The following is a 26,718-nucleotide window of genomic DNA, read 5'->3' as shown; positions in this document are numbered from 1 at the left end:
AGAACCTCTCTCGAGAACATCAACGGATCGCGCCCGCGGTCAGGCCGCGGACGATGAAGCGCTGGCCGAAGATCACGATGGCCAGAGTGGGCAGGATGGACAGGGTGACGCCGGCCAGGATGATCCCTGGGTCGGCCGCCTCCGCGTCGTTGAGCTGGCTGATCCCGATCTGCAGCGTCCGGCGGGACGCCGAGTCGCCGATCAGCAGCGGCCAGAAGAACTGGTTCCACGCGGCCAGGAAGACGTACAGGCTGACCGCCATCAGGGCCGGCTTGTTCAGCGGCACCAGGATCCGGGTCAGGAACCGCCAGTGCCCGGCGCCGTCGATCGTCGCCGCGTCCCGCAGCTCCAGCGGGAACTGCAGGAACGACTGCCGGAGCAGGAACACCCCGAACGCGTTCGCCAGGAACGGCAGCACCAGCGCGAGCATGGTCCCGGCGTACGACGCGGTCAGCCGCTCGCCGCCGATCGACCAGCCGGTGATGGTCAGGTAGTTCGGGAGCACGATCGACTCCCACGGCACCATCAGCGTGGCCAGGAACAGGCCGAACAGCACGGTCCGGCCCCACATCTTCATGAACACGAACGCGTACGCCGCGAGCACGCTGGTGATCAGCTGCGAGATCGTGATGACCGAGGTCTGCAGGATCGAGTTCAGGTACTGCTGCCCGATCGGCGTCCCCGAGTGCGTGGCGCCTTCGTAGTTGCCGGTGAACAGCCCGTGCGGGAAGAGATCCGGCGGGTACGACGAGATCTGGCCGGGTGACATCACCGAGCCCGCGATCACGTAGTACACGGGGAAGATCACCAGCAGCGCGGCCCCGATCAGGACCAGATAGGTGATGACGCGTGCCGGCCTCACTTGTAATGCACCCGCCTCTCGAGGACGCCGAACTGGACACCCGTGCAGATCAGCAGGATCACGAACAGCACGATCGCCTGGGCCGACGCGGCGCCGAAGTCGCTGGCGTTGTTCGCGAAGGCGGTGTGGTAGATCGAATAGACCAGGGTCTTGGTCGACTGCTCCGGCCCGCCCTCGGGGGTGAGGATCTTGATCTGGCCGAAGCTCTGCAGGGACTGGATCGTCGAGATCACGACCAGGAAGAACAACTGCGGGCCGAGCATCGGGACGGTGATGAAGCGGGCGGCCCGGAAGCCGCCGGCGCCGTCCAGGGTGGCGGCCTCGTTGATCTCGTCCGGGATCGCGCCGATCCCGGCGGACAGCACGAGCACGTTGTAGCCGATGCTCATCCAGACCGTCGTGATCGCGACGCTGATCAGCGCCCAGGACGGGTCGGTCAGCCAGCCGATCCGGTCGACCCCGAACTTGCCGAGCATGCCGTTGGCCAGCCCGATCGCCGGGTTGTAGATCGTGGCGAAGATGACCGACGCGCTGGCCACCGAGAACGCGAACGGCAGCGCGAAGGCGGTCCGGAAGATCCGGATGCCCTTGATGTGCTGCTCGAGCAGCAGGACGACGAGGAGCGCGCCGAGCACACCGGGGATGACGGTGAGCAGGACGAAGGCCAGGGTCACCCAGAGGATGTGCCGGAACTCGGCCGAGCCGAGCATGTCGCGGTAGTGCTGCAGTCCGACGAAGGCATCGGGCCGGCCGAAGAGGTCGGAACCGTGCAGGGACAGCGAAACGGACTTGCCGAGCGGCCAGACGATGAACAGCGCGAAGATGACCACGCAGGGCACGAGCATCAGCCAGGACAGCAGCGAGGCGGGCGTCGGCCGCCGTCCGGGTGCGGTATGGGTAGTCAAGCGTTTACCTCCAGTCAGAGCGCAGTCTTACACCGCCCGGGGCCGCCACGGCCAGGGCACGCTAGGCTGAGCGCCCGTGAAGGTCTTGGTGATCGGTACGGGTGGCCGCGAACACGCACTGGTGTGGGCGTTGGCCCAGGATCCGGATGTCGAAGAGGTGGTGGCGGCCCCGGGCAACCCTGGCATCGCCGCGTTGCATCCGGCGTACGACGGCCAAACGATTGTTTGCCGTCCGGTGGATGTTTCGGACCACGCCGCGGTCGTCGCGCTGGCGACCGAGATCGGTGCGGACCTGGTCGTGGTCGGGCCGGAGGCGCCGCTGGTCGCCGGTCTCGCCGACCCGCTCCGGGAGGCCGGGATCGCGGTCTTCGGGCCGTCCAAGGACGCTGCCCAGCTCGAGGGGTCGAAGGCGTTCGCCAAGGACGTGATGGCTGCCGCGAGCGTGCCGACCAGCCGCGCCTACGTCTGTACGACGCCCGAGCAGGCCGCTGAGGCGATCGACGCGTTCGGACCGCCGTACGTGGTGAAGGACGACGCGCTCGCCGCCGGTAAGGGCGTCGTGGTCACGTCGGACCGCGACGAGGCGCTCGCGCACGCGGCCGGTTGTGCGCAGGTGCTGATCGAGGAGTTCCTGGACGGTCCCGAGGTGTCGCTGTTCGCGATCACCGACGGGACGACGGTGTTGCCGATGCAGCCGGCGCAGGACTTCAAGCGCCTGGGCGACAACGACGAAGGCCCGAACACCGGCGGCATGGGCGCCTACACACCGTTGCCCTGGGCACCGGAAGGATTGGTTGCCGAGGTCACCGAACTGGTGCTGCAGCCGACCGTCGACGAGATGCGCCGCCGCGGTACGCCGTTCAGCGGCCTGCTGTACGCCGGTCTCGCGCTCACCTCGCGCGGTCTGCGCGTGATCGAGTTCAACTGCCGGTTCGGTGACCCGGAGACGCAGGCGCTGCTGCCGATGCTGAAGACCCCGCTCGGCGGCCTGCTGCTCGCGGCCGCCACCGGCAAGCTGGCCGACTACGACCAGCTGAGCTGGCGGAACGGTTCGGCGGTCGCGGTCGTGGTCGCAGCCAAGAAGTACCCGGCCAGCCCGCGCAGCGGCGACCAGATCGCCGGGGTCGAGCAGGCCGAGAGCGGCGGAGTCCAGGTCTTCCACGCCGGTACGGCGCTCGACGGCGAGGAGCTCGTCACGTCGGGCGGCCGGGTGCTCGCGGTCAGTGCCACCGGCAAGGATCTCGACGAGGCCCGGCAGCGCGCCTACGCCGGGGTCGGCCAGATCCGGATCAAGGGCTCGCAGCACCGCACCGACATCGCCCTGAAGGCCGCCCGCGGCGAGATCGACGTCTGAGCTACGGCCCGTAGAGGATGCCCGGCGTCGGCCCGATCGTGCCGTCGAAGGTGTTGTCGCGGACCGGATGCACCCCGGCGAACTTCGGTACGCCGGGCAACGGGTGCTCGAAGATCTCCCGCAACCGCTCGTCCTCGATCCCGGCCACGCCGAGCACCGCAACCCGCCGTACCCCGGTCGGGTTCTCGGCACGCAACTCCCGGTGCAGCGGACTGAACCGCGACAGCACCCGCGGCCGGGAAACGCCTTCGTCCAGCGTCTTGATCGCCGGTCTGCCGGCCAGCCGAGTGATGAACTCGTCGATCGGTAACCCAGATTCGGGCAGTAGCTCCAGCGCGGCAGTCTCGATCCGCAAGGCGGCCGTCCCCTCGGCCGACATCAGCGGCGCCTCGCCTTCCTTCACGCGCTGCCGCTTGAACCCGACCTCCAACTGACCCGCGGCCGCCATCGCGATGAACACGGTCAGCGCCACCCGCTCGGCCCCGCCAAGCACCCACGCCGTCTCGTACTCGGTCAACTTCGTCATGAAACCCATAGTGACTCTCAGTGAGGGTCATCCAGTGGCAGCTTCAGGTCATCGAGGTCACCCTCCGCACTCGGCCTGCGACCGTGGGAAATCGATTGCACCTCGAGATCTCTGGGAGCGACATGAAGAAGAAACTGGTGACAGCAGCCGCGACGCTCGGGCTCGGTCTGGGCGCGGTCCTGGCCGTGGCCGGTCCGGCGGAGGCGAACGTCTGGTGGTTCCAAGGTGGGTTCGGATCACCGCAGGCCTGTGAAATCAACGGCTCGACCGGTCAGTCAATGCACTACTGGATCGCCTACGACTGCAAGCAGAACAACAGGCCGACCGGGACGTCGTGGGATCTCTGGGTCTTCGGCTGATCCGTTCCGCGATTGCGGCCGGTGTCGGCACACCAGCGATAATGGTGGTGTGCCGACTGCCAGCAAGCCTCTGATCCCGAACGTTCTCGCCTCCCGTTACGCCAGTCTGTCGATGGCGCGGCTGTGGTCGCCGGAGCACAAGATCGTGCTCGAGCGGCAGCTGTGGCTCGCGGTGCTGAAGGCGCAGAAGGAGCTGGGCGTCGACGTACCGGACGGGGTCGTCGAGGACTACGAGCGGGTTGTGGACCAGGTCGACCTGGAGTCGATCGCGGCCCGGGAGCGGGTCACGCGGCACGACGTGAAGGCGCGGATCGAGGAGTTCAACGCGCTCGCCGGGCACGAGCACATCCACAAGGGCATGACGAGCCGGGACCTGACCGAGAACGTCGAGCAGCTGCAGATCCGGGCCGGGCTCGAGCTCGTCCGCGATCGCGCGGTGGCGACCGCCGTCCGGCTTGGCCAGAAGGCAGCGGACCACGCGGCGCTGGTGCTGACCGGCCGGTCACACAACGTCGCCGCGCAGGCGACCACGCTCGGCAAGCGGTTCGCGTCCGCGGCCGACGAGCTGCTGGTCGCGATCGCGCGGCTCGAGGAGCTGATCGAGCGCTACCCGCTGCGCGGCATCAAAGGCCCGGTCGGTACGTCGCAGGACATGCTCGACCTGTTCGGCGGCGACCCGGCGAAGCTGGACAAGCTGGAGAGCGACATCGCCCAGCACCTCGGCTTCAGCCAGACGCTGACCAGCGTCGGTCAGATCTACCCGCGATCCCTCGACTACGACGTCGTCTCCGCGCTGGTGCAGCTGGCCGCCGGGCCGTCGAGCCTGGCCACGACGATCCGGCTGATGGCCGGGCACGAGCTGGTCACCGAGGGCTTCAAGGAGGGCCAGGTCGGCTCTTCCGCGATGCCGCACAAGATGAACACCCGGTCCTGTGAGCGGGTGAACGGCCTGACTGTGATCCTGCGCGGCTACGCCTCGATGGCCGGTGAGCTGGCCGGCAACCAGTGGAACGAGGGCGACGTCTTCTGTTCCGTCGTACGGCGGGTCGCCCTGCCGGACGCGTTCTTCGCGCTGGACGGGCTTTTCGAGACGTTCCTGACCGTGCTCGACGAGTTCGGGGTCTACCCGGCCGTCGTCAGCCGCGAGCTCGAGCGGTACCTGCCGTTCCTGACGTCGACCAAGGTCCTGATGGCCGCGGTGAAGAACGGCGTCGGCCGCGAGACCGCCCACGAGGTCATCAAGGAGCACGCGGTCGCGACCGCCCTCGATCTGCGCAAGGGGCTGGCGGCCAACGACCTGTTCCACCGGCTCGGTGCGGACGGACGCCTCGGGCTCACCGAGGAGCAGATCGTCGGCATCGTCGGCGAGCCGCTGTCCTTCACCGGTGCGGCCGTCGCGCAGGTCGGCGCGGTCGTCGCCCGCATCGACGAGCTCGCCAAGCGCTACCCGGAGGCGGCCGCCTACAACCCGGGTGACATCCTCTAACTCGTGTTCGGACCGTTGACCTGGGCCCTGGTCGGGCTCTCGCTCGCCGCGATGGCCTATGCCATCGTCCTGGCTGCCCGCGACAAGCGGATCAACTGGTCGCTGCTGGGCGTGCTCGGCGTGGTCGAGGTCGGCCTGCTGGCGCAGCTCGTGGTCGGGATCGTGCAGCTGGTCGGCACCGATCGAGACGTCTCCGGACCGTTCTTCGTCGGCTACCTGATCGGCTCGCTGCTGGTCCTGCCGGTGGGTGCGCTGTGGGCGCTGGCCGAGAGCAGCCGCTGGGGCGCGGGTGCGCTCGCGGTCGCCTGCTTCGTCGTACCGGTGCTTGAGTTGCGGCTGCACGAAATCTGGGTCGGATGAGCGCCCCCGAGGCGACCCGGCACGGGCCCGGCCGGATCTTGATCCTCGTGTACGGCGTGTTCGCGCTGGCCGCGACTGCCCGGGCCGGCGTTCAGATCGCGATCCAGTTCTCGGATGCTCCGATCGCCTATCTGCTCTCGGCGGTCGCCGCGGTGATCTACTGCGCGGCCACGTTCGCCCTGGCGAAGGCGACCGTCGTGTCCCGGCGGGTTGCGACGATCGCGATCGCCATCGAGCTCATCGGCGTACTGGGGATCGGTGCGTTCAGCTACGCCGTACCGGAGGACTTCCCGGATGCGACCGTGTGGTCGCACTTCGGGCAGGGCTACGGGTTCGTCCCGCTGGTGCTCCCGATCCTCGGGCTGCTCTGGCTACGCCGTACCCGGTAGCAACTTCCAGCGCAGGGCCCGCAGCAGCGTCTGGGGGCTGGCCAGCGTGCTCGGGTGGTCGAGCATCGTGTTGACGCGGGTGAACTTCGCGTTGAGCGTCGAGTCCTTGGCCGTGGCCTCGTAGATCATTCCGGCGATCCACTTCGTCACGCGATAGCCGCGGGGGTAGGGGCCGTCCACGTGCGGTAGCGAGAGATCGGCCGAGGTCGACAGCTGCCACGCCACGTCGACGACCACGCTGACGTCGTCGAAGTACGAGCGAGCCGGTTGATCGAGCGCCGGGTCGGAGTTCAGGTACGCCGACAGGCACGAGGCATGCAGTGTCGCCGACGTCATGCCTTGTCCGTAGATCGGGTTGAACGAGGCCACCGCGTCGCCGGCCACGATCAGACCGGCCGGAATCCGGTCCAGCTGGTGGTAGTCCCGGCGCCGGCTGTCGGCCTGGTGGTAGGTCACCACCTCACCGATCAGCTCGGCGTTGTCGGCGATCTGGCCGAACTCGGACGGGTAGTCCCGGCGGCAGCGCGCGCGGAAGTCCTCGAAATCGCGCGTCGGCCGGTCGTCGGCGTACCCGGCGACCAGCATCAGCCACCGGTCGCCCTCGACCGCCAGGACGCCGCCTTGGCGTGGCGACATCCCGGCGCCGGGCTGGTTCGAGGCGATCGCTACCCCGATCGTGGAGACCTTCGGGTCCCGTTTGAACAGGGCGCTGGCGTAGTTGAGCTTGATCGGCATCCGTTGCATCGGCGGCTGCGGCCAGCCGGCCGCTCCGAGCCAATCGCTGAGCCGGCTCGACCGTCCGGTCGCGTCGACCACCAGGTCGGCGGGCGCGGTGACGATCGACTCCGGGCCGCTGGTGCCCTCCGGCTGGTACCGGGCGGCGGTGACCCGGTCCGCACTGATCTCGATCCCATCGGCCCGGCCGCTGACGAGCTGGACGTTGCCGATGTCCAGCGTGCGCCGACGGACCATCGACTCCAGGAACGGCCGGGTGCTGACCAGCGTCGGGCCTACGGACTCCACCGGGGCCGCCGGACGTTGCGTGCCGTTCACATAGTTGCGGGACTCTTCCGGCGACGGATTGGTCGCACCGGTGGCCAGCGCCTCTTCACTGAAGCCGGGGAACCAGCGGTCGAGCTGCGCGTTGCCAGCTGCCAGCAGGGCGTGCACCTGACTGCCTTGCGGTACGCCGGGACGTGGGTCGGTGGAGTCCGTCGTGGTGTCCCGCTCGATGATCAGCACCTCGTCGGCGTGATCACTGAGCACCCGAGCGGCCATCAGCCCGGCCATACTCGCGCCGAGCACGACCGCGCGCTCCATCACGACCTTCGGTCTCGCCGGTCGTTCGACCCCGGTGATCCGGGCGAAGCGTTGTGCGGCGGACTCGACCATGGTGCCCCCAGGCAGAAAGTGGAAGTTGCCGCCACTTTAGAGCGCCTACCAAGATTCCGCCGCCCCACGCATGTCGTGACTCCCAGTGAACTGCCAGCCACACCCAACGACCGTTTCAGGTTCGCCCGACAGCATCGAATCCATGCAGACATCAGGTCATCCCAGCGATTCGAGGCGGGTCGAGATCGTCGTACCCGTCAAGAACGAGGAACACGACCTCGGCCCGAACATCCGGCGGTTGCGGGAGTTTCTCGACACCGCCTTCCCGTATCCGGCCGAGGTCTGCATCGCCGACAACGGAAGCACGGACGCGACGTACGAGATCGGCGCGCTGCTGGCCGCCGAGCTGCCCGGGGTCCGGGTGGTCCGGATCGACCAGTCGGGGCGCGGGCGCGCGCTGAAGCAGGTCTGGTCGGAGTCGACCGCGGACGTGCTCGCCTATATGGACGTGGATCTGTCCACCAATCTGAACGCGCTGCTGCCGCTGGTGGCTCCGCTCTTCGCCGGGCACAGTGATGTTGCCATCGGCACCCGGTTGTCGAACGGCTCGCGAGTGGTCCGACGGCCCAAGCGGGAGTTCATCAGCCGGTCCTACAATTTGTTGCTCAGGGCAACTCTGAGCACGCACTTCTCCGATGCCCAGTGTGGATTCAAGGCGATCCGCGCCGACGTGGCCCGCGAGCTGCTGCCGTACGTCGAGGACACCAGCTGGTTCTTCGACACCGAGCTGCTGGTGCTCGCCGAGCGGGCCGGCCTGCGGATCCACGAGGTCCCGGTCGACTGGGTCGACGACCTGGACTCCCGGGTCGCGATCGCCAAGACGGTCGGCGAGGATCTGCGCGGGATCGCCCGGCTCGCTCGGACCCGGGTCGACCTCGAAGCGATCCGTACGACGTACGGGCGGCCGCGGGTTCTCGATCCACGGACCGCGCTCGCCGCGCGGGTGCTCAGGTTCTGCGGGATCGGCGTACTGAGCACGCTCGCGTATGCGCTGCTCTATCTCGTGCTGCGGCAAGGCATGCCGGCGCAGGTGGCGAACCTGCTCGCGCTGCTGATCACCGCGGTCGGCAACACCGCCCTCAACCGCCGGATCACCTTCGGTGTCCGCGGGGTCGAGGGCCGCTGGCGGCATCAGTTGCGCGGCCTCGTCACCTTCGCCATCGGCTGGAGCCTGACCGCGTGCGCCCTGTGGCTGCTGCACACCGCGGTCGCGGTGCCGCACCAAGCGGTCGAGGTGACCGTGCTGACGCTCGCGAACCTGGCCGCGACCGTGGTCCGGTTCAGCCTCTTCCAAGCCTGGGTCTTCGACGATGACGCACCCACCGTCCCGGCAATCCAACACAGCGCACCATCGAGCCTCAGGAGCAGTTGACATGGCGACACTGACCGAATCCAGACCACGAGTGGTCGCGAAGCCACTCGCGATCAGCCGGGACAAGGCCCTGTACGGCGGCCTACTGGTCCTGACTGCGATCGCCTACCTGTGGGGACTGTCCAAGAACGGCTACGCCAACGAGTACTACGCGGCCGCCGTACAGGCCGGGTCAACGAGCTGGAAGGCCTGGTTCTTCGGGGCGTTCGACTCGTCGAGTTTCATCACCGTCGACAAGACCCCGGGTGCCCTGTGGGTGATGGGGTTGTCGGGGCGGATCTTCGGCTTCAGTAGCTGGAGCATGCTCGTGCCCCAGGCGTTGATGGGCGTCGCGAGCGTCGGCTTCGTCTACGTCTCGGTACGGCGCTGGTTCTCGGCCAATGCCGGGTTGCTTGCCGGAGGCATCCTTGCGCTGACGCCGGTCGCCGTACTGATGTTCCGCTTCAACAACCCGGACGCGCTGCTGATCATGCTGCTGTGCGCGGGAGCCTGGGCGGTCACCCGGGCGATCGACTCGGAGAAGCATGCCGCGCGCTGGATGATGCTGGCCGGGGCGCTGGTCGGATTCGGGTTCCTGGCGAAGATGCTGCAGGCGTTCCTGGTACTGCCGGCCTTTGGGTTGGCGTATCTCGTGGCTGGTAAGCCCGCGCTCGGGAAGCGGGTTGTGCACAGCGTGCTGGCACTGGTGGCGATGATCGTGAGTGCCGGTTGGTGGATCGCGATCGTCGAACTGGTCCCGGCCTCGGCGCGACCGTGGATCGGTGGTTCGTCGGCCAACAGCATCCTCGAACTGACGCTGGGCTACAACGGCCTCGGACGACTGAACGGCAATGAAGAAGGATCTGTCGGTGGTGGCGTCGGGAACCCCGGATGGGGTGGCGCGACCGGGCTGCAGCGGTTGTTCGGTGGTGAGTTCGGATCGCAGATCGCGTGGTTGCTGCCGGCCGCGCTGCTGGCGACCGTCGTGCTGATTGTGGCTGCCGGTAAGGCGCCGCGGACGGATCGGACTCGGGCGTTCACGATCCTGTGGGGCGGCTGGCTGCTCGTGACCGGGCTGGTGTTCAGCTTCATGCAGGGGATCATTCACAGCTACTACATGATCGCGCTGGCGCCGGCGATCGCCGCGGTGATCGGGGCGGCGATGATGGTGCTCTGGCGACGCCGGGCCGAATGGTTGCCGCGGGCAACTCTCGCGGGCGGGATCTTGCTGACGGCAGGCTGGAGCTTCGCGTTGCTGAATGCATCGCCGACCTGGAATCCGTGGCTGCGCTGGGTTTTGCTGCTGACTGGGGCGATCGCGGCAGGCGCGCTGCTGATGGTTCCTGAGCTTCGCTTGAGCCGGACGACGGCTCGGCGGGCGGGCCTCTTCACCGGGGTGCTGCTGGCCGTGACGGCGTTGGCCGGACCGACGGCGTACTCGGTGAGCACGATCGCGACGGCTCACGCCGGAGCGGTTCCGACGGCAGGTCCGGCGGGTGCCGGTGGCCGGGGCGGGTTCAACCGCGGCGGTGGTCCGCCTGGGCAGACCGGGACGGGTACACCGCCCGGGACCGGTACGCCTGGTGCGACGACTGGTACGCCTGGTGCTACGACTGGTGCGCCGACCGGCGGGATGCGTGGCGGCGGTGGCGGCTTCCTTGGTGGCGGCGGGATCAGCGCGGTGTCGAGTGAGCTGGTGACGCTGTTGCAGCAAGGGAAGAACGGCTACACCTGGGCGGCTGCGGCGGTGACCTCGAACGCGGCAGCACCGCTGCAGATCGCCGCCGAGGTGCCGATCATGTCGATCGGCGGCTTCAACGGAACCGATCCGGCACCCACCCTCGCGGAGTTCAAGGAACTGGTTGCCCAGGGCAAGGTGCACTACTTCGTCGGCAGTACCGGCGGTGGCGGCGGCTTCGGTGGCGGGCGCGGCGGAACCTCCTCGGAGATCTCCACCTGGGTGTCCCAGAACTTCCAGGCCCAAACAGTCGGCACGGCCACCGTCTACGACCTGACCAGCAACTAGGAGCTTTTAATGACGAATCCTCAGTTCCCCAACCAGCCAGTCGGTCCGGCGCCGGCTTTCCCCGGACCTGGAGTACCCCCGGCCGGCGCCTACGAGCCGCCGGCCCCGGCGACCGCCGTACCGGCAGCGCCTGCCGCCGCGAAGCCGAGCGGTCTCGTCCTGGCGGGAGCCGGATCGCTGGTCGCGGTGCTGGCGTTCCTCGGCGGGATGGCGGTCGGGCACGCGTGGGACGGCAGCTCGACCGGGACGACCACTGGGCCTGGTGGCGGGTTCCGACAGTTCCCTGGTCAGGGTCAGGGCGTTGGGCCTGGGCAGCAGGTGCCTCCTGGGCAACAGGTGCCGCCTGCCAGGTGAGATCCGGTAGGTGAGAAGCAGCCCGGCGGGTACGAGCGGACACTTGGGGCTCGCCGGGCGTTTCACCTTGAGGGGTGGTGTGACTGGTGCGGAGTGGGGTAAGCATCTGGGGGTGGAATGGTCGAACGTCACCTGGTTCCTGACCGCGCTCGGTGCGGTCGTCGTGCTGTTGACGCGCGTCCGGCTCGGAGGAGCGGTCGTCGACGGCACTGGCCGGTCCAGTGGAAACGCCGGATATTCGGCTGCCCTGCTGCGGATCCACACCGCCGCGGGCGTCCTCACGCTGCTGGTCTGGATCGTTGCCATGGTCACCGGTCGCCGTGAGATCGCTTTCCTCGGCCTGGCCGGGTGGTGGCTGCTGGCAACCGTCGGTTTGTTGCTTCTGGCCCGTTGGCTGCCGAGTGGCGGCAAACATTCCGAACATGCCCGCGGTGATGCCTGGGGCTCCGGCGCCGGCCTGTCCCTCCTCGGCCACGTCGGCGTCTTCCTCGGCTCCGGCTACTTCACCTGGATCACTCTGACGGAACGCCTCTGATCAGCCCGTCCAGCACCGCCCCGACAGCACGCCGTACACCGTCCTCGTAGTCCGCCTCCGAGAGCGTCGACCCGGTCCCGGCGACCCGGTCGTACAGGAGGCCGTCCAGCATCGCCGCCAGCGGCCACGCGGCCCGCTCCGGATCCGGTACGCCGAGTCCCGCGAGCAACTGACCGAGCCTCTCCCGCAACTGGCGCCCACCGGCGTCGATCGCAGCCCGGAGCTCAGGCTGCCGACTCGCCTCCAGCGACAGCTCGTAGCGCGCAATCAGCCCGTCCGGTCGCTCAGCAGCCAGCCCCACGACCATCGCGGCCACCAGTTCGGTCGGCGATTGATCCTGCGTCGGAGTGGCCGTCTCCAGGTCGCGTGCCAGCAGCCGGTCCAGGCAGGCGGTCAGCAGCGCGCTGCGAGTGCGCAGGTAGTACGACGTAGACCCCGGCGGCAGCCCAGCCTCCCCGTCAACCGCCCGATGCGTAAGCCCCCGCAGCCCCCGCGTCGCAACCAGCCGAATCGCCGCGTCCGCAATCGCATCCCGCCGCTCCACCCCCACCGGCACCTTCTTCGTCACACCCCGCAGTCTCCCACCCCCACCCCACCACCCAGCCCCCATCCACCCCGCCCACTCCGCCCCCAATCCGCCCAAAGGTGGGCCGCCTGCTCCTTGTGCACGACCACCCACTTTGGGAACCCACCAACCACTTCGCCGGCCTCCAAATGGTCGGTGAGCGCCCAAAGATGCGCCCCGCGCCCAAAGATGCGCCCCGCGCCCAAAGATGCGCCCCGCGCCCAAAGATGCGCCCCGCGCCCAAAGGTGGGCCGCCTGCTCTTTGGGCGCGGAGACGCTCTTTGGGAAGCCACCGATCATTTCGGGGGGCTCCAAGTGGTTGGTGGGCGCCCAAAGATGCGCTGCGCGCCCAAGGATGCGTCCCGCGCCCAAGGGTGGGTGGGCTGCTCTTTGGGCGCGGAGACGCTCTTTGGGAAGCCACCGATCATTTCGGGGGGCTCCAAGTGGTTGGTGGGCGCCCAAAGATGCCCTCCGCGCCCAAAGATGCCCTCCGCGCCCAAAGATGCCCTCCGCGCCCAAAGATGCCCTCCGCGCCCAAAGATGCGCTGCGCGCCCAAAGATGCGCTGCGCGCCCAAAGATGCGGTGCGCGCCCAAGGGTGGGTGGGGTGCTCTTTGGGCGGGGGACAAGGGGGCTCTACAGGTGTAGAGTGGGGGGATGGGGACGGTGATCGTGGTGGGTGCGGGGATCGGAGGGGTTACCGCTGCGGTGGCGTTGCAGCGTTGTGGGTGGGGGGTCACGGTGCTGGAGCGCTCGGTGACGTTGGGGGAGGTCGGTGCCGGCATCTCGGTCTGGCCGTCGGCGGTCGCCGTTCTCACTGAGCTTGGGGTCAAGGGCATCGACCAGGCGGCCGCGCTGTCCGGTCCGACCGCGCTGCGGAAGCCGAGCGGTCGCTGGGTGGTCGGTGCGGCTGACCTGGGGGTTGAGCTGCCGGTGATGATCCACCGGGCCCAGCTGCACGGGCTGATCACCGCGGAGTTCGGTCCGGGCGTGACCGTGCGGACCGGGTACCTGGTCAAGACCGTCACGCAGGACGACAGCGGCGTACTGATCAACGACGAGCTCCGGGCCGACCTGGTCATCGCGGCCGATGGCCTGCGCAGTGTGATCCGCAGTGCGCTTCACCCCCAGTACGCCGGACCGCGGTACTCCGGCTACACGGCGTACCGGGGGATTGCCGACGTGCGGGCGGACGACGGTGGCGAGACCTGGGGCCAGGCGCAGCGGTTTGGTGTCACTCAGCTGATCGACGGCCGCGCGTACTGGTACGCCACGGCCAACCAGCCTGCTGGGCAAGGCGGTGACCTGGCCGCGGTCATCCGCCGGTACGGCGGTTGGCACGACCCCATCCCGGCGATCCTGGCCGCGACCGACACCGCCCTGCAGAACGACATCTACGACCTGACACTGCCACTGGTCCCGTTCGCCACCGGCCGGATCGCACTGCTCGGAGACGCGGCCCACGCCATGACTCCGAACCTCGGACGCGGCGCCTGCACCGCCATCGAGGACGCTGGTGCCCTGGCCAGACACCTCCAGTCGGCTCCCGATCCGCTCACCGCTCTGACCCGGTACGACGCCGAGCGCCGCCCGATCGCCACCAAGCTCGTCAAGCGCTCCCGGCAGATCGGTCAGCTCGGCCAACTGGACAATCCGCTCGCGGTCGGCGTCCGCGACGTACTGATGTCAGTGGGGGCATCGGCGGCCCGTGGTGCTGCCGCACTCCGCAAAATGAAACAATCGCGGCGTGACCACTCCTCCGCAGGCTCCTGAGATCCCCGGTGCCAAGCACCTCCACTCCGGCAAGGTGCGCGATCTCTACGAGCTGGAGACCGGCGAGCTGCTGATGGTGGCCAGTGACCGGCAGAGTGCGTTCGACTGGATCCTGAGCACGCCGATCCCGGACAAGGGCAAGGTGCTCACCGCCATGAGCCTGTGGTGGTTCGAGCAGCTCGGAGTGCCGAACCACATCATCTCCACCGACGTTCCGGCCGAGGTGGCGGGCCGTGCGGTGATCTGCGAGAAGCTGGAGATGTTCCCGGTCGAGTGTGTCGCCCGCGGGTGGCTGACCGGCTCCGGACTGGTCGAGTACGAGGCCACCGGCGCGGTCTGCGGGATCCCGCTGCCGGCCGGACTGGTCGAGGCGTCGCGGCTGGACGAGGCGATTTTCACGCCGGCCAGCAAGGCCGAGTTCGGCGAGCACGACGAGAACGTCTCGTACGACGCGGTCGTGGCCACCGTCGGCGCGGAGACGGCCGCGGCGCTGCGGGAGGCGACGCTGGACATCTACAGCCGCGCCCGGGCGATGGCCGAGGAGCGGGGGATCATCCTGGCGGACACCAAGTTCGAGTTCGGCGCCCGTCCGGACGGGACGATCGTGCTGGCCGACGAGGTCCTCACTCCGGACTCGAGCCGCTTCTGGCCGGCCGAGCAGTGGGAGCCGGGCCGGGTGCAGCCGTCGTACGACAAGCAGATCATCCGGAACTGGCTGCAGTACGAATCCGGCTGGGACCGGCACTCCGGTGAGGCGCCGCCGCCGCTGACCGACGAGGTCGTCGAGCGCACGCGGGCGGCGTACATCGATGCCTACGAGCAGCTGACCGGCCGCACCTTCACGCCCTAGAGCCGAGCTCAGAACAGGCCGACCCCGAGGGCCAGCAGGACGAAGCGGGCGCCGCGGCCGACGAGCACGGACAGGCCGAAGCTGACCACGCCCATCCGGGACGCGCCGCCGATCAGGGCGACGCCGTACAGGGGTGGGAGGCCGACGGACGCGCTCAGGAGCGTGACCGGAACGCCCAGGCGGCGGTCGCTCATCGCATCCAGCAGGCGCTTGCTGACGTCCCGGTTCCACTGGACGAAGCGGCCCCGGCGGGTGTCCAGGTCGACCGGCTTCGGCTCCTTGGACTTCCGCGCGGCATAGCCCGGGCGGTAGCGGACGGCGAGGAACATGGCGACCTTGCCGATGGTCTGCCCGACCGCCACCCCGATGGCGGCCACCACCGGGTCGAGCGCACCGGAGACACCGACGCCGAGGACATAGGCCTCGGCGTTCAGCACCGGAATGACGGCGGAGCCGATTCCGAAGCCGATCGCCAGCAACAGCTGCCACACCCACATGACCTCGAGGCTATGCGCTGTTGCCTGAGCAATCACGAACATTTTCAGGTCCGGGGTGTGGCGACCTGGCGCCCACGGAGGATCGCGATCAGCCGGTACGACGAGGCCACCTTCACCACGCACGCGCCGATCGCAGCCGTGTAGGGCAGCCACTGCCAGCCGGTCTGGTGGGCGATGACGAGTGAGATGACCACTGCGGCGGTGTTGACCGCCTTGGCCGGCTTCGACCAGTTCCAGAGGTAGATCGGGTTGTCGACCTTGTAGAAGTAGTTCGGGCTGAGTGTCCCGCGCCACAGCAGGAACGCGAGCGACAGCATGGTGTCCAGTACGCCGAACTGCACCAGGAAGATCGCCAGCGGCCCGATGGTCTCCGGGAACGTCGCCATGAACGCGGCCGCCAGCAGGAACGAGCACGCCCGGTCGCAAACGATGTCGAACACCGCACCGCCCTCGGACTCCTCGTCGCGGTACCGGGCGACCGCACCGTCGGCCATGTCGCCGATCCAGTACGCCGCGTAGCCGATGATCAGCCAGCTCAGCGCACCGGTCCGGAACGCGACCGCGGCGATCACCATGGCGACGACGGTCCGGGCGAGCGTGATCCGGTTCGGGACGCCGAGCAGCAGCGCCGGACGGACGGGCAACGGAACAGGAATGGTGGCCATCATGCAGCCCTCAGATTCTCGGGATCGAGTGCGTCCCGCAGTTGGTTGCGAAGCAGGTAACCGGCCAGGGCGGCGCCGCTGACGGCGAACCCCCAGGACAGCAGCAGCAAGCTCGAGAAGCCCACCGCGAGGAACGGCAGCGACGGCAGATCGACCTGGAAGCCGATCAACCCACCGGGGCCCACCACGAGCCCCAGACAGCTACCGATCATGAGCGCCGGTGTCGCCACCATGGCGACCTGTTCCCGGACCATCAGGCGGCCCTCAGGTTTTCTGGGTCGAGGGCGTCGTGTAGTTGGTTGCGCAACAGGAAGCCAGCCAGTACGCCGCCGCCGAGTGCGAAGAGGCAACCGCCGGCGATGACACCGACGGTGCCCAGCAGCGTGACTGTCTGGAAGGGGCCATGGGAGGTGCCGACCACGCGGTCCAGACCGAGGAGCATGCCGGCCGCAGCACCTGCTGCGAGGGCCGGTGCTCCGACGGTGGTGATCTGGCGGGTGATCATCCGCCCCAGGAAGCGGGCGTCGACGCCGAGTGCGGTCAGGGAGGCGAGCTGGCGGCGCTGGTCGACCAGTTGGTCGGCGACACCGACGATCAGCGCGCCCATCGCGACCCCCATCACCAGCACGAGGCCGGCGATCGCCATGGCGTAACCGGTCGCGAAGAAGACTGCTTGGTCCGCGAAATCGGGGTCCCGCTTGATGGTGAGCAGGCCGTGGAGCAGGAGCCCGACCAGGAAGCCGCAGCAGCCGAGCAAGGTGCTCAACCGGGAGGAGGACCGGGCGTCCGCGATCAGCCGCGCGCCGGTCAACAGGTTGACCGCATCGCCGGATCGGTGGAGGAAGCGGGCGGCGGTCTGGAACCAGAGCCGGTTGAGGTGCAGCATCACGAAGGCCAGCCCGACCACGAGCACGGTCGTTGCGACGTAGCCGGTCAAGGAAGCGGTGAGCAGTGCGAGCGCGATCAGCACCGCGCCGGCGAGGATCCCGCCACGGCTTGGCTTCCCGGCTGGGACCTCTTTCTGCAGTGAGTCGTCGTCCTCGTGCAGCACACCGGCGATCAGCGCGCCGGCTGCGGTCATCATCACGATGACCAGGAGCCAGACCCCGAAGTCGACGACCTCGGCGGCGGGCAGGATCTGGGCGACCCTCGGCAGCAGGCCCAGGAGCAGGCTGAGCAGCAGATAGATCGGTCCCGCGAGCAGACCGCCGGCCAACCCCGCCATGGACGCGTCCGTGACGGACAACCGCCGTACCTGCCTGCTGGAGGCGCCCGCCAGCCTCATCGCGGCCATCCGGCGTTCGCGGGCCGCCGTACCGAGCCGGAGCGCTTGAACCCCGAGTCCTGCGGTCAGTGTCGCCAAGATGACGAGGATGGCGACCAGACCGGATCGCAGACTGGGCTCGGTGATGTAGTTGCTGTAGACCGTCTTGTCGACCTCGCCGTGACCGAGCCGAGCGATCCGCAATGCACCGAGGAGGAGTGCGCCGCTGAGACCCAAGGCGGCGACAGTCAGGTGAATGCGGCTGCGGTCCGCCGGAGTGCGGGACCTGGCTAACAGGAGCTGGGTCTCGAACCTCATCAGATGGCTACTTCGTGTTGGATCACACCGTCGCGCAGCCGGATTTCGCGGTTGGCGGTGGCGGCCACGAGGTTGTCGTGGGTAACCATCACCAGTGCGGCACCGCGGTACCGAGCGGTGCTGATGAGTACGTCGAGCAGCTCCTTGCCCGCGCGGCTGTCCAGACTGCCGGTGGGCTCGTCAGCCAGTACGACGGACGGTCCGGTCACCAGTGCGCGAGCTATGGCGGCCCGCTGGGTCTGACCGCCGGACAGCTCAGCCGGTACGGCGTCTGCCTCGTCCTCGATGCCTACCCGGGTCAGCCAGTCGCGTGCGTGCTCATGCGCCTCGGAACGCTGATGACCGGCGAGCAGCAGTGGCAGTGCGACGTTGTCGATCAGCGGCAGGTCCGGCACCAGTTGGCCGAACTGCAGCACGACACCGATCTTGGTCCGCCGCAGTGCGGCCCGGTCGTCGGGTGACAGGGCCGCCAGGTCCTGGCCGTCGAGCCGGACCGAACCGGCGTCCGGCGCCAGGATGCCGGCCGCGCAGTGCAGCAGCGTGGACTTCCCGCAGCCGCTGGCGCCCGTGATCGCGACGATCTCCCCGGCCTTGACCTGCAGCGAGACGCCGCGCAGGGCCGTGTTGCGCCGGTACGAGTACTCGACGTCGGTCAGCTCAAGAGCGTTCATGGGGTCTCCTGCTCGGGAATGCGGTCGAGGGCGCTGTCGAGCCAGCGCAGGTCGGCGTCGAGATGGGCGACGATGTAGTCGCGGGCTATCGCGGCGGTCGGGTCGGGACCGGTCGGGGTCTCCTGCAGTTCGCGGATGCGGCGCAGGTGACTGGCGCGCTGCCGGGCCAGGAAGGTAGCGGCGTCGCTGCCGGTGCGGACTGCCGCGACGACCTTGCGCAGCACCTCGTCGGCGCTGCCCCAGGCGGGCGGGACCGGGTCGACCAACCAGTCGGCCAGGTGCTTGCGGCCTTTGTCGGTGAGCGCGTAGACAGTCCGGTCCGGACCGCCGCCGGAGACCTTCTCGACCACCTCGACCAGTGCGTCGCGCTCGAGCCGGCCGAGCGTTGTGTACACCTGCCCGAACGCCAGCGGGCGTCCGTCCGGAAACCAGGTGTCGTGGCCGCGCTTCACGTCGTACCCGTGCGCGGGACCTGCCGAGAGCAGGCCCAGCACGAGCTCCGCGGTTGCCATGGGAAGGACTATACATCGAGTGTATGTACTGAGTGAATAGTCCGCCGATGCGGGAATCCGGGGACCCGGTCGGTAGGATTCGCAGCGTCACCCCGGAACGAGACCTGGAGTAGTCAGTGGCTCGCGTTGTCGTCGACGTCATGCTCAAGCCCGAGATCCTCGACCCGCAGGGCAAGGCGGTGCACGGCGCGTTCGGCCGGCTCGGCTTCGACGGCGTGGCCGATGTCCGGCAGGGAAAGCGGTTCGAGATCACCCTGGACGGTGAGGCGACCGAGGAACGGGTCGCCGAGATCCGCAAAGCCGCCGACACCCTGCTGGCGAACTCGGTGATCGAGGACTTCACGCTGCACGTGGAGACTGCTGACGTCGAGGCGGGTCAGTGAAGGTCGGGGTCGTCACCTTCCCCGGTTCGCTGGACGACGCCGACGCCCGCCGCGCGGCTGCGGTGGCCGGTGCCGAGGCGGTCGCTCTCTGGCACGGTGACGCCGACCTGCACGGGGTCGACGCGGTCGTCCTGCCGGGCGGCTTCTCGTACGGCGACTATCTGCGCGCCGGTGCCATCTCCCGGTTCGCGCCGGTGATGGAGACCATCATCAAGAAGGCCGGCGAGGGCATGCCGGTGCTGGGGATCTGCAACGGCTTCCAGGTGCTGTGCGAGTCGCACCTGCTGCCCGGTGCGCTGATCAAGAACCACCACCGCAAGTTCATCTGCCGCGACCAGGTGCTGCGGATCGAGAACAACACGACCGCGTGGACCAGCGACTACGACGCGAACCACGAGATCACCATCGTGCTGAAGAACCAGGACGGTTCGTTCGTCGCCGACGAGGCGACGCTGGACCGGCTGGAGGGCGAGGGCCGCGTGGTCGCCCGCTACCTCGGCAACCCGAACGGCTCGTACCGCGACATCGCCGGCATCACGAACGAGCGCGGCAACGTGGTCGGCCTGATGCCGCACCCCGAGCACGCCGTCGAGACACTCACCGGACCGACCACGGACGGCCTGGGCTTCTTCACCTCGGTCCTGAAGGCCGTCGTCGCCTCCTGATGACGTTACGCGGAGTGCGGCGACTGCTGTTGTGCGCCGCCGCCCTCCTGACAATCGGCACGGCAACAGCCGGTACGTCGCACGCCGAGTCGCCGACGCCCGAGTCGTCCGGGGTGATCGTGTTCGGCGTTCCGGGACTCAGCTGGAACGACGTGAAAGCGTCACCCGGCCTGGCCGCGTTGATGGACTATGCGAACGTCGGCTCGATCACCGTGAAGACGGCTGGGCCGCACACCTGTCCGGTCGACGGCTGGCTGACCCTCGGTGCCGGCACTCGCGCCTGGGGAAGCGTCCCCGATCAAGAGTGCGGTGAGCTCCCGGCGATTGCCGACGGCAAGATCGCGAACTGGCAGACCTACGTCGACCGCCAGGCAGAACGCCACACCGGCGCTCCACTGGGCCGCCTCGCGGAGAGCCGCCCGAGCCTCTGCGGCTTCGGCCCCGGCGGGGCGATCGCCGTCGCGCGGGCCAACGGCGCTGTCGGCAACTGGTTCGCTGATCTGAGTATCGACAAGCTCCAGGGGTGCGGCGACGCGATCATCGACGCCGGGCCCCTGCCGTTGCGTGAGGGCCGCGACGAGGCACTCACGAAGCTCGCCAACCTCGTGGGCGAGGCCAAGGCTGCTGCGATGGGCTCCACAGTGCTGTTGGTCGGCATCAGCCAGGAGACCGCCAACGCCCACCAGGAGCCGTTGGTCGCCATGCAGTTCCCGACCGGTGAGCCCGGTTCCCGGTGGCTCACCAGTGACTCCACTCGCCGGCCGGGCCTGATCCAGCTCACCGATGTGACGGCGACCGTGCTGCGTGGGCAGGCCAAGGAGCTGGACCCTGCTGGAGCAGCGCAGCCCGGACCGCTCGACGGAAATGAAATCTCCGTCGATGGTGGTGAGCACGGCACCCCGGCTGCGGTGATCGAGGAGCGGCTGGATACCAATCAGCGGTTCGAGCAGCCGCGGCCGGTGCTGATTGCGGTGTCGATGACGATCCTGCTCGTTGAGCTGCTGGCGGTGGGCTGGTTCTGGCTCCGGCGTACTCCGCGAGCCCGCCGGGCCGCGACGTTCATGCTGCTGACCCAGGGCGGCTTCTTCATCGCGGTCTTCCTGTCTACAGCGACCGTCTGGTGGCGCTGGCCGTCTCCTGGTTTCTCCTTGTACTGCGTCGTGCTGGGGATCAGTGCGCTCTTCGCTGGGCTCGCACAGGTCTTCCTGAAGCGCTACGCGTACCTCGGTATCGCACTGGCCGCCTACGCCATTCTGTTGGTGGACGGAGTGCTCGGTACGCCGCTCCAGTTCGGCAGCATGTTCGCCGACGGCCCTGTCATCGGTGGCCGGTTCTATGGCTTCGGGAACTCGACTTTCGCCACTCTGGCGATCGCAGCGCTCGTGGTAGCCGGTTGGGCGGCGCAGAAGCTCATCGACCGGAGCAGAGTGCGCGCAGCCCTTGCTGTGCTCGCGATTGGCGGCGCTGCGATCGTTGTGGACGGCAGACCGGGCTGGGGCACCGATTTCGGCGGCATCATCGCGCTGACACCGGCAGTGCTCCTCATGGCCTGGCTGACCTGGCGCGGCAGCATCAGTTTCCGCGCACTCATCGGCGTGGGCGTGGCCGGCGTACTGGCTGTGTCTGCGGTTGCTTTCCTCGACTATCTGCGTCCTGCGGACCAGCGCAGTCACTTCGGTACGTTCGTCGCGCGGCTGCTCGACGGTGACGTCAGTGACGTGCTCATCCGCAAACTGCAGATGGCGGTCGCGTTCTTCAACGGTCCGGCCGGCTGGGCGATGCTCGTCGGGGTGGTGCTCGCCATGCTGGCGACTGTGCTCCCCGCGCGGGTCCCGTTCCCGGCGTACCGGTCCTTCTACACCAGTCTGCCGATGATCCGGCCGACTCTGCTCGCCATGTCGACCTGTGGTCTGGTCGGCATGCTGCTGAACGACGCCGGGGTCGCACTGCCCGCGATCATGACCGGTTTCGCCGCACCACTGCTGGTGGCGCATCTGATCGCCCCTCAGCAGTCCAATACCGATCAGGCCAGTACCGTTTCACCTGAGTCCCACCTAGTGCAGGAGTCCAAAAGTGTCGACTGACACCGTCACCAACGCCGAGAGCACCCCTGAGGTCGAGCAGCCGTGGGCGGAGCTCGGACTGAAGCCGGACGAGTACCAGCGGATCCGCGACATCCTGGGCCGGCGCCCCACCAGTTGCGAGCTGGCGATGTACTCGGTGATGTGGAGCGAGCACTGCTCGTACAAGTCGTCCAAGGTGCACCTCAAGCGGTTCGGTGAGATCCCGCAGGAGACCCCGGCCGGCAAGATGCTCGCCGGGATCGGTGAGAACGCCGGCGTGATCGACATCGGCGAGGGCTACGCGGTCACCTTCAAGGTCGAGTCGCACAACCACCCGTCGTACGTCGAGCCCTATCAGGGCGCGGCCACCGGGGTCGGCGGCATCGTCCGCGACATCATCGCGATGGGCGCCCGCCCGGTCGCGGTGATGGACCCGCTGCGGTTCGGTCCGCTGGACGCGCCGGACACCAAGCGCGTGCTGCCCGGGATCGTCTCCGGCATCGGCGGCTACGGCAACAGCCTCGGTCTGCCGAACATCGGCGGCGAGGTCGTCTTCGACCCGACGTACATCGGCAACCCGCTGGTGAACGCGCTCTGTGTCGGCGTCATGCGGCACGAGGACCTGCACCTGGCCAACGCGACCGGCGTCGGCAACCAGATGATCCTGTACGGCGCCAAGACCGGTGGCGACGGGATCGGCGGCGTCTCGATCCTGGCCAGCGAGACCTTCGCCGAAGGCGGCCCGACCAAGCGTCCGGCCGTCCAGGTCGGCGACCCTTTCATGGAGAAGCTGCTGATCGAGTGCACGCTCGAGCTCTTCGCCGCGAAGGTTGTCGAGGGCATCCAGGACCTCGGTGGCGGCGGTCTTTCCTGCGCGACCTCGGAGCTGGCCAGCGCCGGCGACGGTGGCATGCGCGTCTCGCTGGACAAGGTGCCGCTGCGGGACGCCTCGCTGTCTCCCGAAGAGATCCTGATGAGCGAGTCCCAGGAGCGGATGATGGCCTGCGTGACGCCGGCCAACGTCGAGGAGTTCCTGAAGATCTGCGCCAAGTGGGACGTCCAGGCCGACGTGATCGGTGAGGTGACCGAGACCGGTCGCCTCGAGATCGACTGGCACGGCGAGCGGGTCGTCGACGTCCTGCCGGAGACCGTCGCGCACGAGGGCCCGGTCTACAACCGTCCGTTCGCGCGGCCGTCCTGGCAGGACGAGCTGCAGGCCGACGGCGCCGAGAAGTTGCCGCGTGCAACGACTCCGGCGGAGCTGCGGGACACCCTGCTGCAGCTGGTCGCGTCGCCGAACCTGTGTGACAAGTCCTGGGTCACCGACCAGTACGACCGCTACGTGCTCGGCAACTCGGTGCTCGCGCAGCCCGAGGACAGTGGCATGATCCGCGTCGACGAGACCAGCGGCCTCGGCGTCGCGGTCTCCACCGACTGCAACGGCCGCTTCGCCAAGCTCGACCCGTACACCGGTGCCAAGCTCGCGCTGGCCGAGTCCTTCCGCAACGTCGCCACCACCGGCGCCCGCCCGGTCGCCGTCTCCGACTGCCTGAACTTCGGTTCCCCCGAGGACCCGGACGTCATGTGGCAGTTCACCGAGGCGATCCGCGGCCTGGTCGACGGCTGCAAGGAGCTCGGGATCCCGGTCACCGGCGGCAACGTGTCGTTCTACAACCAGACCGGTGACGTGGCGATCCTGCCGACGCCCGTCATCGGCGTACTGGGTGTCATCGACGACGTCACCCGCCGGACGCCGATCGGCTTCACCGGCGAGATGGAGGGCCACCAGCTCTACCTGCTCGGCGAGACCGCCGAAGAGCTGTCCGGCTCCGAGTGGGCGCACGTCGTCCACAGCCACCTCGGTGGTCGTCCGCCGGCCGTCGACCTGGCCGCCGAGCAGCAGCTCGCCGACATCCTGATCAACGCGTCCCGCGACGGCCTGATCGACGCCGCCCACGACGTCAGTGACGGCGGCGTAGCCCAGGCCCTGGTCGAGTCCGCCCTCCGCGGCGGCGTCGGCGCCCGCGTCTGGGCCCCCGACGGCCTCGACACCTTCCTCTTCCTCTTCGCCGAGTCCGCCGGCCGCGCGGTCGTCGCCGTACCCCGCACCGAAGAGGTCCGCTTCACCGACATGTGCACCGCCCGCCGCTTCCCGCACACCAAGATCGGCGTCATCACCGGCGACACCCTCGACGTACAGGACCAGTTCGAGATCCCCCTCACCGAGCTCCGCGAGGTCTGGACCGCCACCCTCCCCGCCGCCCTCAACTGACCCTCAGGGGAACCTGGCGCTGCCCCATCGTCTGGCACACTCGATAGCAGGGAGTGTGAGGCACATGGTGGAGCGGCGTCCGGTTAAGGCGGGGGATCTGATCGGCAAGGCTGCGGCGGCCGGGCAGGAGGCTCGGGTTGTCGCGGCTCGGCGGCGGGTGGCGAACATCCGGCTGACCGACGAGGAACGGCACCTGTTCACGGATGAGTTGGCTGAGCAGTTCGCGATCGGGCGGCTCGACGAGCTCGAGCTGCATCGGCGGGTCGACCTGCTGAACGAGGCGGTCACGCATGCCGATCTGCAGCCGATCTTTCACGGGCTGCCGACGCCTTCGCTCTATCGCCCCACGCCGCGGCCAACCGGCCGCTGGCGGTGGGCAGCCTTCGTCGGCGCGGCCTGGCTGGCCGCACCGTTCTTCCTGCTGGGACTGGTCTTTCTGGTGTTCGGCCGCGAGGTCGCCGCCGCGATCTTCGGCGTTCCGGCCGTTCTGTGGACGGCCGTCGCGTTCCGCTGGGCCCGCCGAGGCACCCGCTCGGGGCCTGCGATCAGGTGACGCGGGTTCCGCCGTCGAGGTGGAGGTCGATCGCGTTCGCGGCGCCGTTGCGGAGCAGGAAGTCGGTCGCGTCGACGATCTCGGCCGTGGCGGTGAGGCGGCCGGTGGGGGTGCGGGCCGCGACCGCGGAGGTGTTCTTGTCCTGCCAGGCGGGGCTGTCGCCGACGACTCCAGGGTGCAGGGCGTTCACGCGGACCGGCGCGAGCTCGACGGCGAGCGTGCGCATCACGCCGGAAACGGCGGCGTTGGTCGCGGTGATCATGGTCGAGCCCGGGTACGGACGGACCTTCCCGAGCCCGCCGAACAGCACGATCCCGGCGCCCGGACGGAAGCGACCCTGCAGGACGCGGGCGACCTCCGTGTAGCCGACCAGCTTGACCGTCGAGGCCCGGATGGCGTCTTCGATGCTGAAGTCCTGCACGGTGTTGCTGTACTGCTCGATCGCCGTGATCACCAGCGAGTCCAGCTCACCGACCTCCGCCAGCGCCTTGTCGATCGACTCCGGACGGGTCAGGTCGATCGCCAGCCCGCGGGCGCCCAGCTCGGCCGCGACGGCCTCGGCGCGCTCCGCCGAGCGGCTGGTGATGATCACCTCGTCGCCGCGGTCCACGAAGTGCCGGGCGATCTCGCGCCCGAGCCCACCACTGCCACCGACGACCAGTACAGCTGCCATGCCAGCCACTCCCCAGAAGTTGAAGATTCAATCTAGAGCGTAGCTCACGCGCCGAGCGTGGACTCCCGGGGGACGAGCTGCGCCGGAAGTTCCAGTACGCCGTGATGCGGCGTACCGGCGATCGCCTCCAGCAGGAGCTGCGCGGCGCGGCGGCCGAGCTCCTCGAGGCGGAGGTCCACCGAGGTCAGTGGTGGACGGCTGGCCAGTGCCATCACCGGCCAGTTGTCATAGCCGGTGACAGCGATCTCAGCCGGTACGGCGCGGCCCAGCTCGCGGAGGCGGTCGCAGACACCGCGCGCGATCTGGTCGCTGCCACAGGTGATCGCGTCGACGTCAGGCTGTGTCCTGAGGATCAGATCGGTCGCCTGGCGACCCCACTGCTCACTCCACTCACCGAACAGCGGCTCGGCCGACAGACTGCCGCTCATCGCCTGGGCCCGCTCGATTGCGGACCGGTGATCGGCCGGACCGGTGATGTGTGCGATCCGACTGCGGCCAAGGCTGGCCAGATGCGTGGTGACCGCGGCCGCACCGGCAGCGTCGTCGACGATGACTGAGGCATCTGCCGGATCGCTCGACGCAGCGAGCGCATAGACAACAGGCAGCGGTACGTCGATCGGCGGCCGCGGCTCAGTGCGGCGGCCGGTCACCACGATGCCGTCGACCCCACGGGCCACCAGCGACCGCAGATAGCTCTGCTCGCGGAGCGGATCGTCGCGGGTGTCGCACAGCACGGTCGCCAGCTCGCCGGCGCTCAGCACGTCCTCGACGCCACGCATGATCGGGATGCTGAACCGGCCCGAGCTGTCGGTGGTCAGCAGGGCGACCGTGAACGTGCGCCCGGACGACAAGGCCCGGCCGCGAACGTCCGGCGTGAAGCCGAGCTGGGCCGCGGCACGGCGTACTCGCTCGCGGGTGTCCTGGCTGAGCTGGCCGGTGTTGTTGAGCGCCTTCGAGGCCGTCCCGGCGGAGACCCCGGCCAACGCGGCGACATCCGTGATCCGTACCGCCGGGCGCTTCATGGGGTTACTCTAGCAGCGCGGAAAACGTATTCTGTTTTTCCGTGTGTAGGTGATCGTCCGCCCCCGAATCACCC

29 protein-coding genes are annotated in these 26,718 nt (G+C 68.7%); 16 read left to right on the top strand and 13 right to left on the bottom strand.

The features are described 5' to 3' along the window. Positions 1-19 precede the first annotated feature (19 nt). Together OG474_RS13950 and OG474_RS13945 are read right to left on the bottom strand one after the other, a co-directional pair. Entirely contained in the window at positions 20-862 is an 843-nt protein-coding gene (locus OG474_RS13950; protein ID WP_405062689.1) for a carbohydrate ABC transporter permease, read from the bottom strand. Beyond that, entirely contained in the window at positions 859-1,767 is a 909-nt protein-coding gene (locus OG474_RS13945; protein WP_405062688.1) for a carbohydrate ABC transporter permease, read from the bottom strand. The genes OG474_RS13950 and OG474_RS13945 overlap by 4 nt, the downstream gene beginning before the upstream one ends. Before the next feature lie 76 nt (positions 1,768-1,843). Between OG474_RS13945 and purD the strand changes: the two genes are divergently transcribed. After that, the gene (purD, locus tag OG474_RS13940; protein WP_405062687.1) at positions 1,844-3,121 is read left to right on the top strand and encodes a phosphoribosylamine--glycine ligase; all 1,278 of its coding nucleotides are present in this window, start codon (positions 1,844-1,846) and stop codon (positions 3,119-3,121) included. Between the two features lies 1 nt (position 3,122). Here the strand turns inward: purD and OG474_RS13935 are convergent, their stop codons facing one another. Then, the gene (locus OG474_RS13935; RefSeq protein ID WP_405062686.1) at positions 3,123-3,647 is read right to left on the bottom strand and encodes a hypothetical protein; all 525 of its coding nucleotides are present in this window, start codon (positions 3,645-3,647) and stop codon (positions 3,123-3,125) included. A gap of 122 nt (positions 3,648-3,769) precedes the next feature. Here OG474_RS13935 and OG474_RS13930 point away from each other — a divergent pair, with 122 nt between their 5' ends. From OG474_RS13930 to OG474_RS13915, 4 genes are read left to right on the top strand one after another with little or no spacing between them, the layout of a single operon-like run. After that, entirely contained in the window at positions 3,770-4,006 is a 237-nt protein-coding gene (locus OG474_RS13930; RefSeq protein ID WP_405062685.1) for a hypothetical protein, read from the top strand. A gap of 49 nt (positions 4,007-4,055) precedes the next feature. Beyond that, a complete protein-coding gene (purB, locus tag OG474_RS13925; RefSeq protein ID WP_405062684.1) occupies positions 4,056-5,492 on the top strand; it encodes an adenylosuccinate lyase in 1,437 nt (478 codons plus the stop codon). Between the two features lie 3 nt (positions 5,493-5,495). After that, positions 5,496-5,852, top strand: coding sequence for a hypothetical protein (locus OG474_RS13920; RefSeq protein WP_405062683.1), 357 nt, complete (start codon positions 5,496-5,498; stop codon positions 5,850-5,852). Next, positions 5,849-6,241 (top strand): hypothetical protein, encoded by a 393-nt coding sequence (locus OG474_RS13915; protein WP_405062682.1) that lies wholly within the window; start codon positions 5,849-5,851, stop codon positions 6,239-6,241. Before OG474_RS13920 ends, OG474_RS13915 begins: the two co-directional genes overlap by 4 nt. Here OG474_RS13915 and OG474_RS13910 read toward each other — a convergent pair. Continuing rightward, positions 6,224-7,633, bottom strand: coding sequence for an FAD-dependent oxidoreductase (locus OG474_RS13910; protein ID WP_405062681.1), 1,410 nt, complete (start codon positions 7,631-7,633; stop codon positions 6,224-6,226). The genes OG474_RS13915 and OG474_RS13910 overlap by 18 nt on opposite strands. 142 nt (positions 7,634-7,775) lie before the next feature. On the opposite strand from OG474_RS13910, the gene OG474_RS13905 reads away from it, so the two are divergent. The 4 genes from OG474_RS13905 to OG474_RS13890 all read left to right on the top strand — a co-directional run bounded on the left by OG474_RS13905 (position 7,776) and on the right by OG474_RS13890 (position 11,899). After that, complete coding sequence (locus OG474_RS13905) at positions 7,776-9,005, top strand: glycosyltransferase (protein WP_405062680.1); 1,230 nt, start codon at positions 7,776-7,778, stop codon at positions 9,003-9,005. A 1-nt stretch (position 9,006) separates the two neighbouring features. Further along, entirely contained in the window at positions 9,007-11,010 is a 2,004-nt protein-coding gene (locus OG474_RS13900) for a glycosyltransferase family 39 protein (RefSeq protein WP_405062679.1), read from the top strand. A gap of 9 nt (positions 11,011-11,019) precedes the next feature. Further along, complete coding sequence (locus tag OG474_RS13895; RefSeq protein WP_405062678.1) at positions 11,020-11,364, top strand: hypothetical protein; 345 nt, start codon at positions 11,020-11,022, stop codon at positions 11,362-11,364. Positions 11,365-11,443: 79 nt separating this feature from the next. Continuing rightward, entirely contained in the window at positions 11,444-11,899 is a 456-nt protein-coding gene (locus OG474_RS13890) for a hypothetical protein (protein WP_405062677.1), read from the top strand. Here OG474_RS13890 and OG474_RS13885 read toward each other — a convergent pair. Beyond that, positions 11,877-12,467, bottom strand: a complete 591-nt coding sequence (locus OG474_RS13885; RefSeq protein ID WP_405062676.1) for a TetR/AcrR family transcriptional regulator — start codon at positions 12,465-12,467, stop codon at positions 11,877-11,879. The two genes, OG474_RS13890 and OG474_RS13885, sit on opposite strands and share 23 nt — an antisense overlap. 653 nt (positions 12,468-13,120) lie before the next feature. On the opposite strand from OG474_RS13885, the gene OG474_RS13880 reads away from it, so the two are divergent. Continuing rightward, the gene (locus OG474_RS13880) at positions 13,121-14,236 is read left to right on the top strand and encodes an FAD-dependent monooxygenase (protein ID WP_405062675.1); all 1,116 of its coding nucleotides are present in this window, start codon (positions 13,121-13,123) and stop codon (positions 14,234-14,236) included. Then, on the top strand, positions 14,211-15,086 hold the full coding sequence (locus tag OG474_RS13875; protein ID WP_405062674.1) for a phosphoribosylaminoimidazolesuccinocarboxamide synthase: 876 nt from the start codon (positions 14,211-14,213) through the stop codon (positions 15,084-15,086). Before OG474_RS13880 ends, OG474_RS13875 begins: the two co-directional genes overlap by 26 nt. A gap of 8 nt (positions 15,087-15,094) precedes the next feature. Here OG474_RS13875 and OG474_RS13870 read toward each other — a convergent pair whose 3' ends face one another. From OG474_RS13870 to OG474_RS13845, 6 genes are read right to left on the bottom strand one after another with little or no spacing between them, the layout of a single operon-like run. Further along, the gene (locus OG474_RS13870) at positions 15,095-15,583 is read right to left on the bottom strand and encodes a hypothetical protein (protein ID WP_405062673.1); all 489 of its coding nucleotides are present in this window, start codon (positions 15,581-15,583) and stop codon (positions 15,095-15,097) included. 44 nt (positions 15,584-15,627) lie between these two features. Next, positions 15,628-16,248, bottom strand: coding sequence for a CDP-alcohol phosphatidyltransferase family protein (locus OG474_RS13865; RefSeq protein ID WP_405062672.1), 621 nt, complete (start codon positions 16,246-16,248; stop codon positions 15,628-15,630). Beyond that, positions 16,248-16,502, bottom strand: a complete 255-nt coding sequence (locus OG474_RS13860) for a hypothetical protein (protein WP_405062671.1) — start codon at positions 16,500-16,502, stop codon at positions 16,248-16,250. Before OG474_RS13860 ends, OG474_RS13865 begins: the two co-directional genes overlap by 1 nt. Further along, positions 16,502-17,830, bottom strand: a complete 1,329-nt coding sequence (locus OG474_RS13855; protein ID WP_405062670.1) for an FtsX-like permease family protein — start codon at positions 17,828-17,830, stop codon at positions 16,502-16,504. Before OG474_RS13855 ends, OG474_RS13860 begins: the two co-directional genes overlap by 1 nt. Continuing rightward, positions 17,830-18,501 (bottom strand): ABC transporter ATP-binding protein, encoded by a 672-nt coding sequence (locus OG474_RS13850; protein ID WP_405062669.1) that lies wholly within the window; start codon positions 18,499-18,501, stop codon positions 17,830-17,832. The genes OG474_RS13855 and OG474_RS13850 overlap by 1 nt, the downstream gene beginning before the upstream one ends. Beyond that, positions 18,498-19,013 carry a helix-turn-helix transcriptional regulator gene (locus OG474_RS13845; protein WP_405062668.1) on the bottom strand — a complete coding sequence of 172 codons (516 nt, stop codon included), beginning with the start codon at positions 19,011-19,013 and terminating at the stop codon, positions 18,498-18,500. Before OG474_RS13845 ends, OG474_RS13850 begins: the two co-directional genes overlap by 4 nt. 116 nt (positions 19,014-19,129) lie before the next feature. On the opposite strand from OG474_RS13845, the gene purS reads away from it, so the two are divergent. The 5 genes from purS (at position 19,130) to OG474_RS13820 (ending at position 24,949) form a co-directional block, all read left to right on the top strand. Next, a complete protein-coding gene (purS, locus tag OG474_RS13840) occupies positions 19,130-19,396 on the top strand; it encodes a phosphoribosylformylglycinamidine synthase subunit PurS (protein WP_132412480.1) in 267 nt (88 codons plus the stop codon). Then, positions 19,393-20,061 carry a phosphoribosylformylglycinamidine synthase subunit PurQ gene (gene purQ / locus OG474_RS13835; RefSeq protein WP_405062667.1) on the top strand — a complete coding sequence of 223 codons (669 nt, stop codon included), beginning with the start codon at positions 19,393-19,395 and terminating at the stop codon, positions 20,059-20,061. Before purS ends, purQ begins: the two co-directional genes overlap by 4 nt. A gap of 14 nt (positions 20,062-20,075) precedes the next feature. After that, positions 20,076-22,145, top strand: a complete 2,070-nt coding sequence (locus OG474_RS13830; RefSeq protein ID WP_405062666.1) for a hypothetical protein — start codon at positions 20,076-20,078, stop codon at positions 22,143-22,145. Then, positions 22,135-24,396, top strand: a complete 2,262-nt coding sequence (purL, locus tag OG474_RS13825) for a phosphoribosylformylglycinamidine synthase subunit PurL (RefSeq protein WP_405062665.1) — start codon at positions 22,135-22,137, stop codon at positions 24,394-24,396. Before OG474_RS13830 ends, purL begins: the two co-directional genes overlap by 11 nt. Positions 24,397-24,460: 64 nt before the next feature. Then, on the top strand, positions 24,461-24,949 hold the full coding sequence (locus tag OG474_RS13820; protein WP_405062664.1) for a DUF1707 domain-containing protein: 489 nt from the start codon (positions 24,461-24,463) through the stop codon (positions 24,947-24,949). Here OG474_RS13820 and OG474_RS13815 read toward each other — a convergent pair. Next, positions 24,942-25,622, bottom strand: coding sequence for an SDR family oxidoreductase (locus tag OG474_RS13815; RefSeq protein ID WP_405062663.1), 681 nt, complete (start codon positions 25,620-25,622; stop codon positions 24,942-24,944). The genes OG474_RS13820 and OG474_RS13815 overlap by 8 nt on opposite strands. Positions 25,623-25,666: 44 nt before the next feature. Beyond that, complete coding sequence (locus OG474_RS13810; protein ID WP_405062662.1) at positions 25,667-26,644, bottom strand: LacI family DNA-binding transcriptional regulator; 978 nt, start codon at positions 26,642-26,644, stop codon at positions 25,667-25,669. Positions 26,645-26,718: the final 74 nt, after the last annotated feature.

The sequence above is a fragment of the Kribbella sp. NBC_01505 genome (assembly GCF_045040285.1).
GTDB lineage: Bacteria > Actinomycetota > Actinomycetes > Propionibacteriales > Kribbellaceae > Kribbella.
Note: the sequence above shows the minus strand (reverse complement) of the source record. Positions and strands in the feature narration are given on the sequence as shown.

Coding starts and splice junctions, on each gene's coding strand:
- OG474_RS13935 (WP_405062686.1), bottom strand. CDS start 3,647: ATGACGAAGTTGACCGAGTACGAGACGGCGTGGGTGCTTGGCGGGGCC.
- OG474_RS13930 (WP_405062685.1), top strand. CDS start 3,770: ATGAAGAAGAAACTGGTGACAGCAGCCGCGACGCTCGGGCTCGGTCTG.
- OG474_RS13915 (WP_405062682.1), top strand. CDS start 5,849: ATGAGCGCCCCCGAGGCGACCCGGCACGGGCCCGGCCGGATCTTGATC.
- OG474_RS13910 (WP_405062681.1), bottom strand. CDS start 7,633: ATGGTCGAGTCCGCCGCACAACGCTTCGCCCGGATCACCGGGGTCGAA.
- OG474_RS13905 (WP_405062680.1), top strand. CDS start 7,776: ATGCAGACATCAGGTCATCCCAGCGATTCGAGGCGGGTCGAGATCGTC.
- OG474_RS13900 (WP_405062679.1), top strand. CDS start 9,007: ATGGCGACACTGACCGAATCCAGACCACGAGTGGTCGCGAAGCCACTC.
- OG474_RS13895 (WP_405062678.1), top strand. CDS start 11,020: ATGACGAATCCTCAGTTCCCCAACCAGCCAGTCGGTCCGGCGCCGGCT.
- OG474_RS13880 (WP_405062675.1), top strand. CDS start 13,121: ATGGGGACGGTGATCGTGGTGGGTGCGGGGATCGGAGGGGTTACCGCT.
- OG474_RS13870 (WP_405062673.1), bottom strand. CDS start 15,583: ATGTGGGTGTGGCAGCTGTTGCTGGCGATCGGCTTCGGAATCGGCTCC.
- OG474_RS13865 (WP_405062672.1), bottom strand. CDS start 16,248: ATGGCCACCATTCCTGTTCCGTTGCCCGTCCGTCCGGCGCTGCTGCTC.
- OG474_RS13860 (WP_405062671.1), bottom strand. CDS start 16,502: ATGGTCCGGGAACAGGTCGCCATGGTGGCGACACCGGCGCTCATGATC.
- OG474_RS13855 (WP_405062670.1), bottom strand. CDS start 17,830: ATGAGGTTCGAGACCCAGCTCCTGTTAGCCAGGTCCCGCACTCCGGCG.
- OG474_RS13850 (WP_405062669.1), bottom strand. CDS start 18,501: ATGAACGCTCTTGAGCTGACCGACGTCGAGTACTCGTACCGGCGCAAC.
- OG474_RS13845 (WP_405062668.1), bottom strand. CDS start 19,013: ATGGCAACCGCGGAGCTCGTGCTGGGCCTGCTCTCGGCAGGTCCCGCG.
- OG474_RS13820 (WP_405062664.1), top strand. CDS start 24,461: ATGGTGGAGCGGCGTCCGGTTAAGGCGGGGGATCTGATCGGCAAGGCT.
- OG474_RS13815 (WP_405062663.1), bottom strand. CDS start 25,622: ATGGCAGCTGTACTGGTCGTCGGTGGCAGTGGTGGGCTCGGGCGCGAG.
- OG474_RS13810 (WP_405062662.1), bottom strand. CDS start 26,644: ATGAAGCGCCCGGCGGTACGGATCACGGATGTCGCCGCGTTGGCCGGG.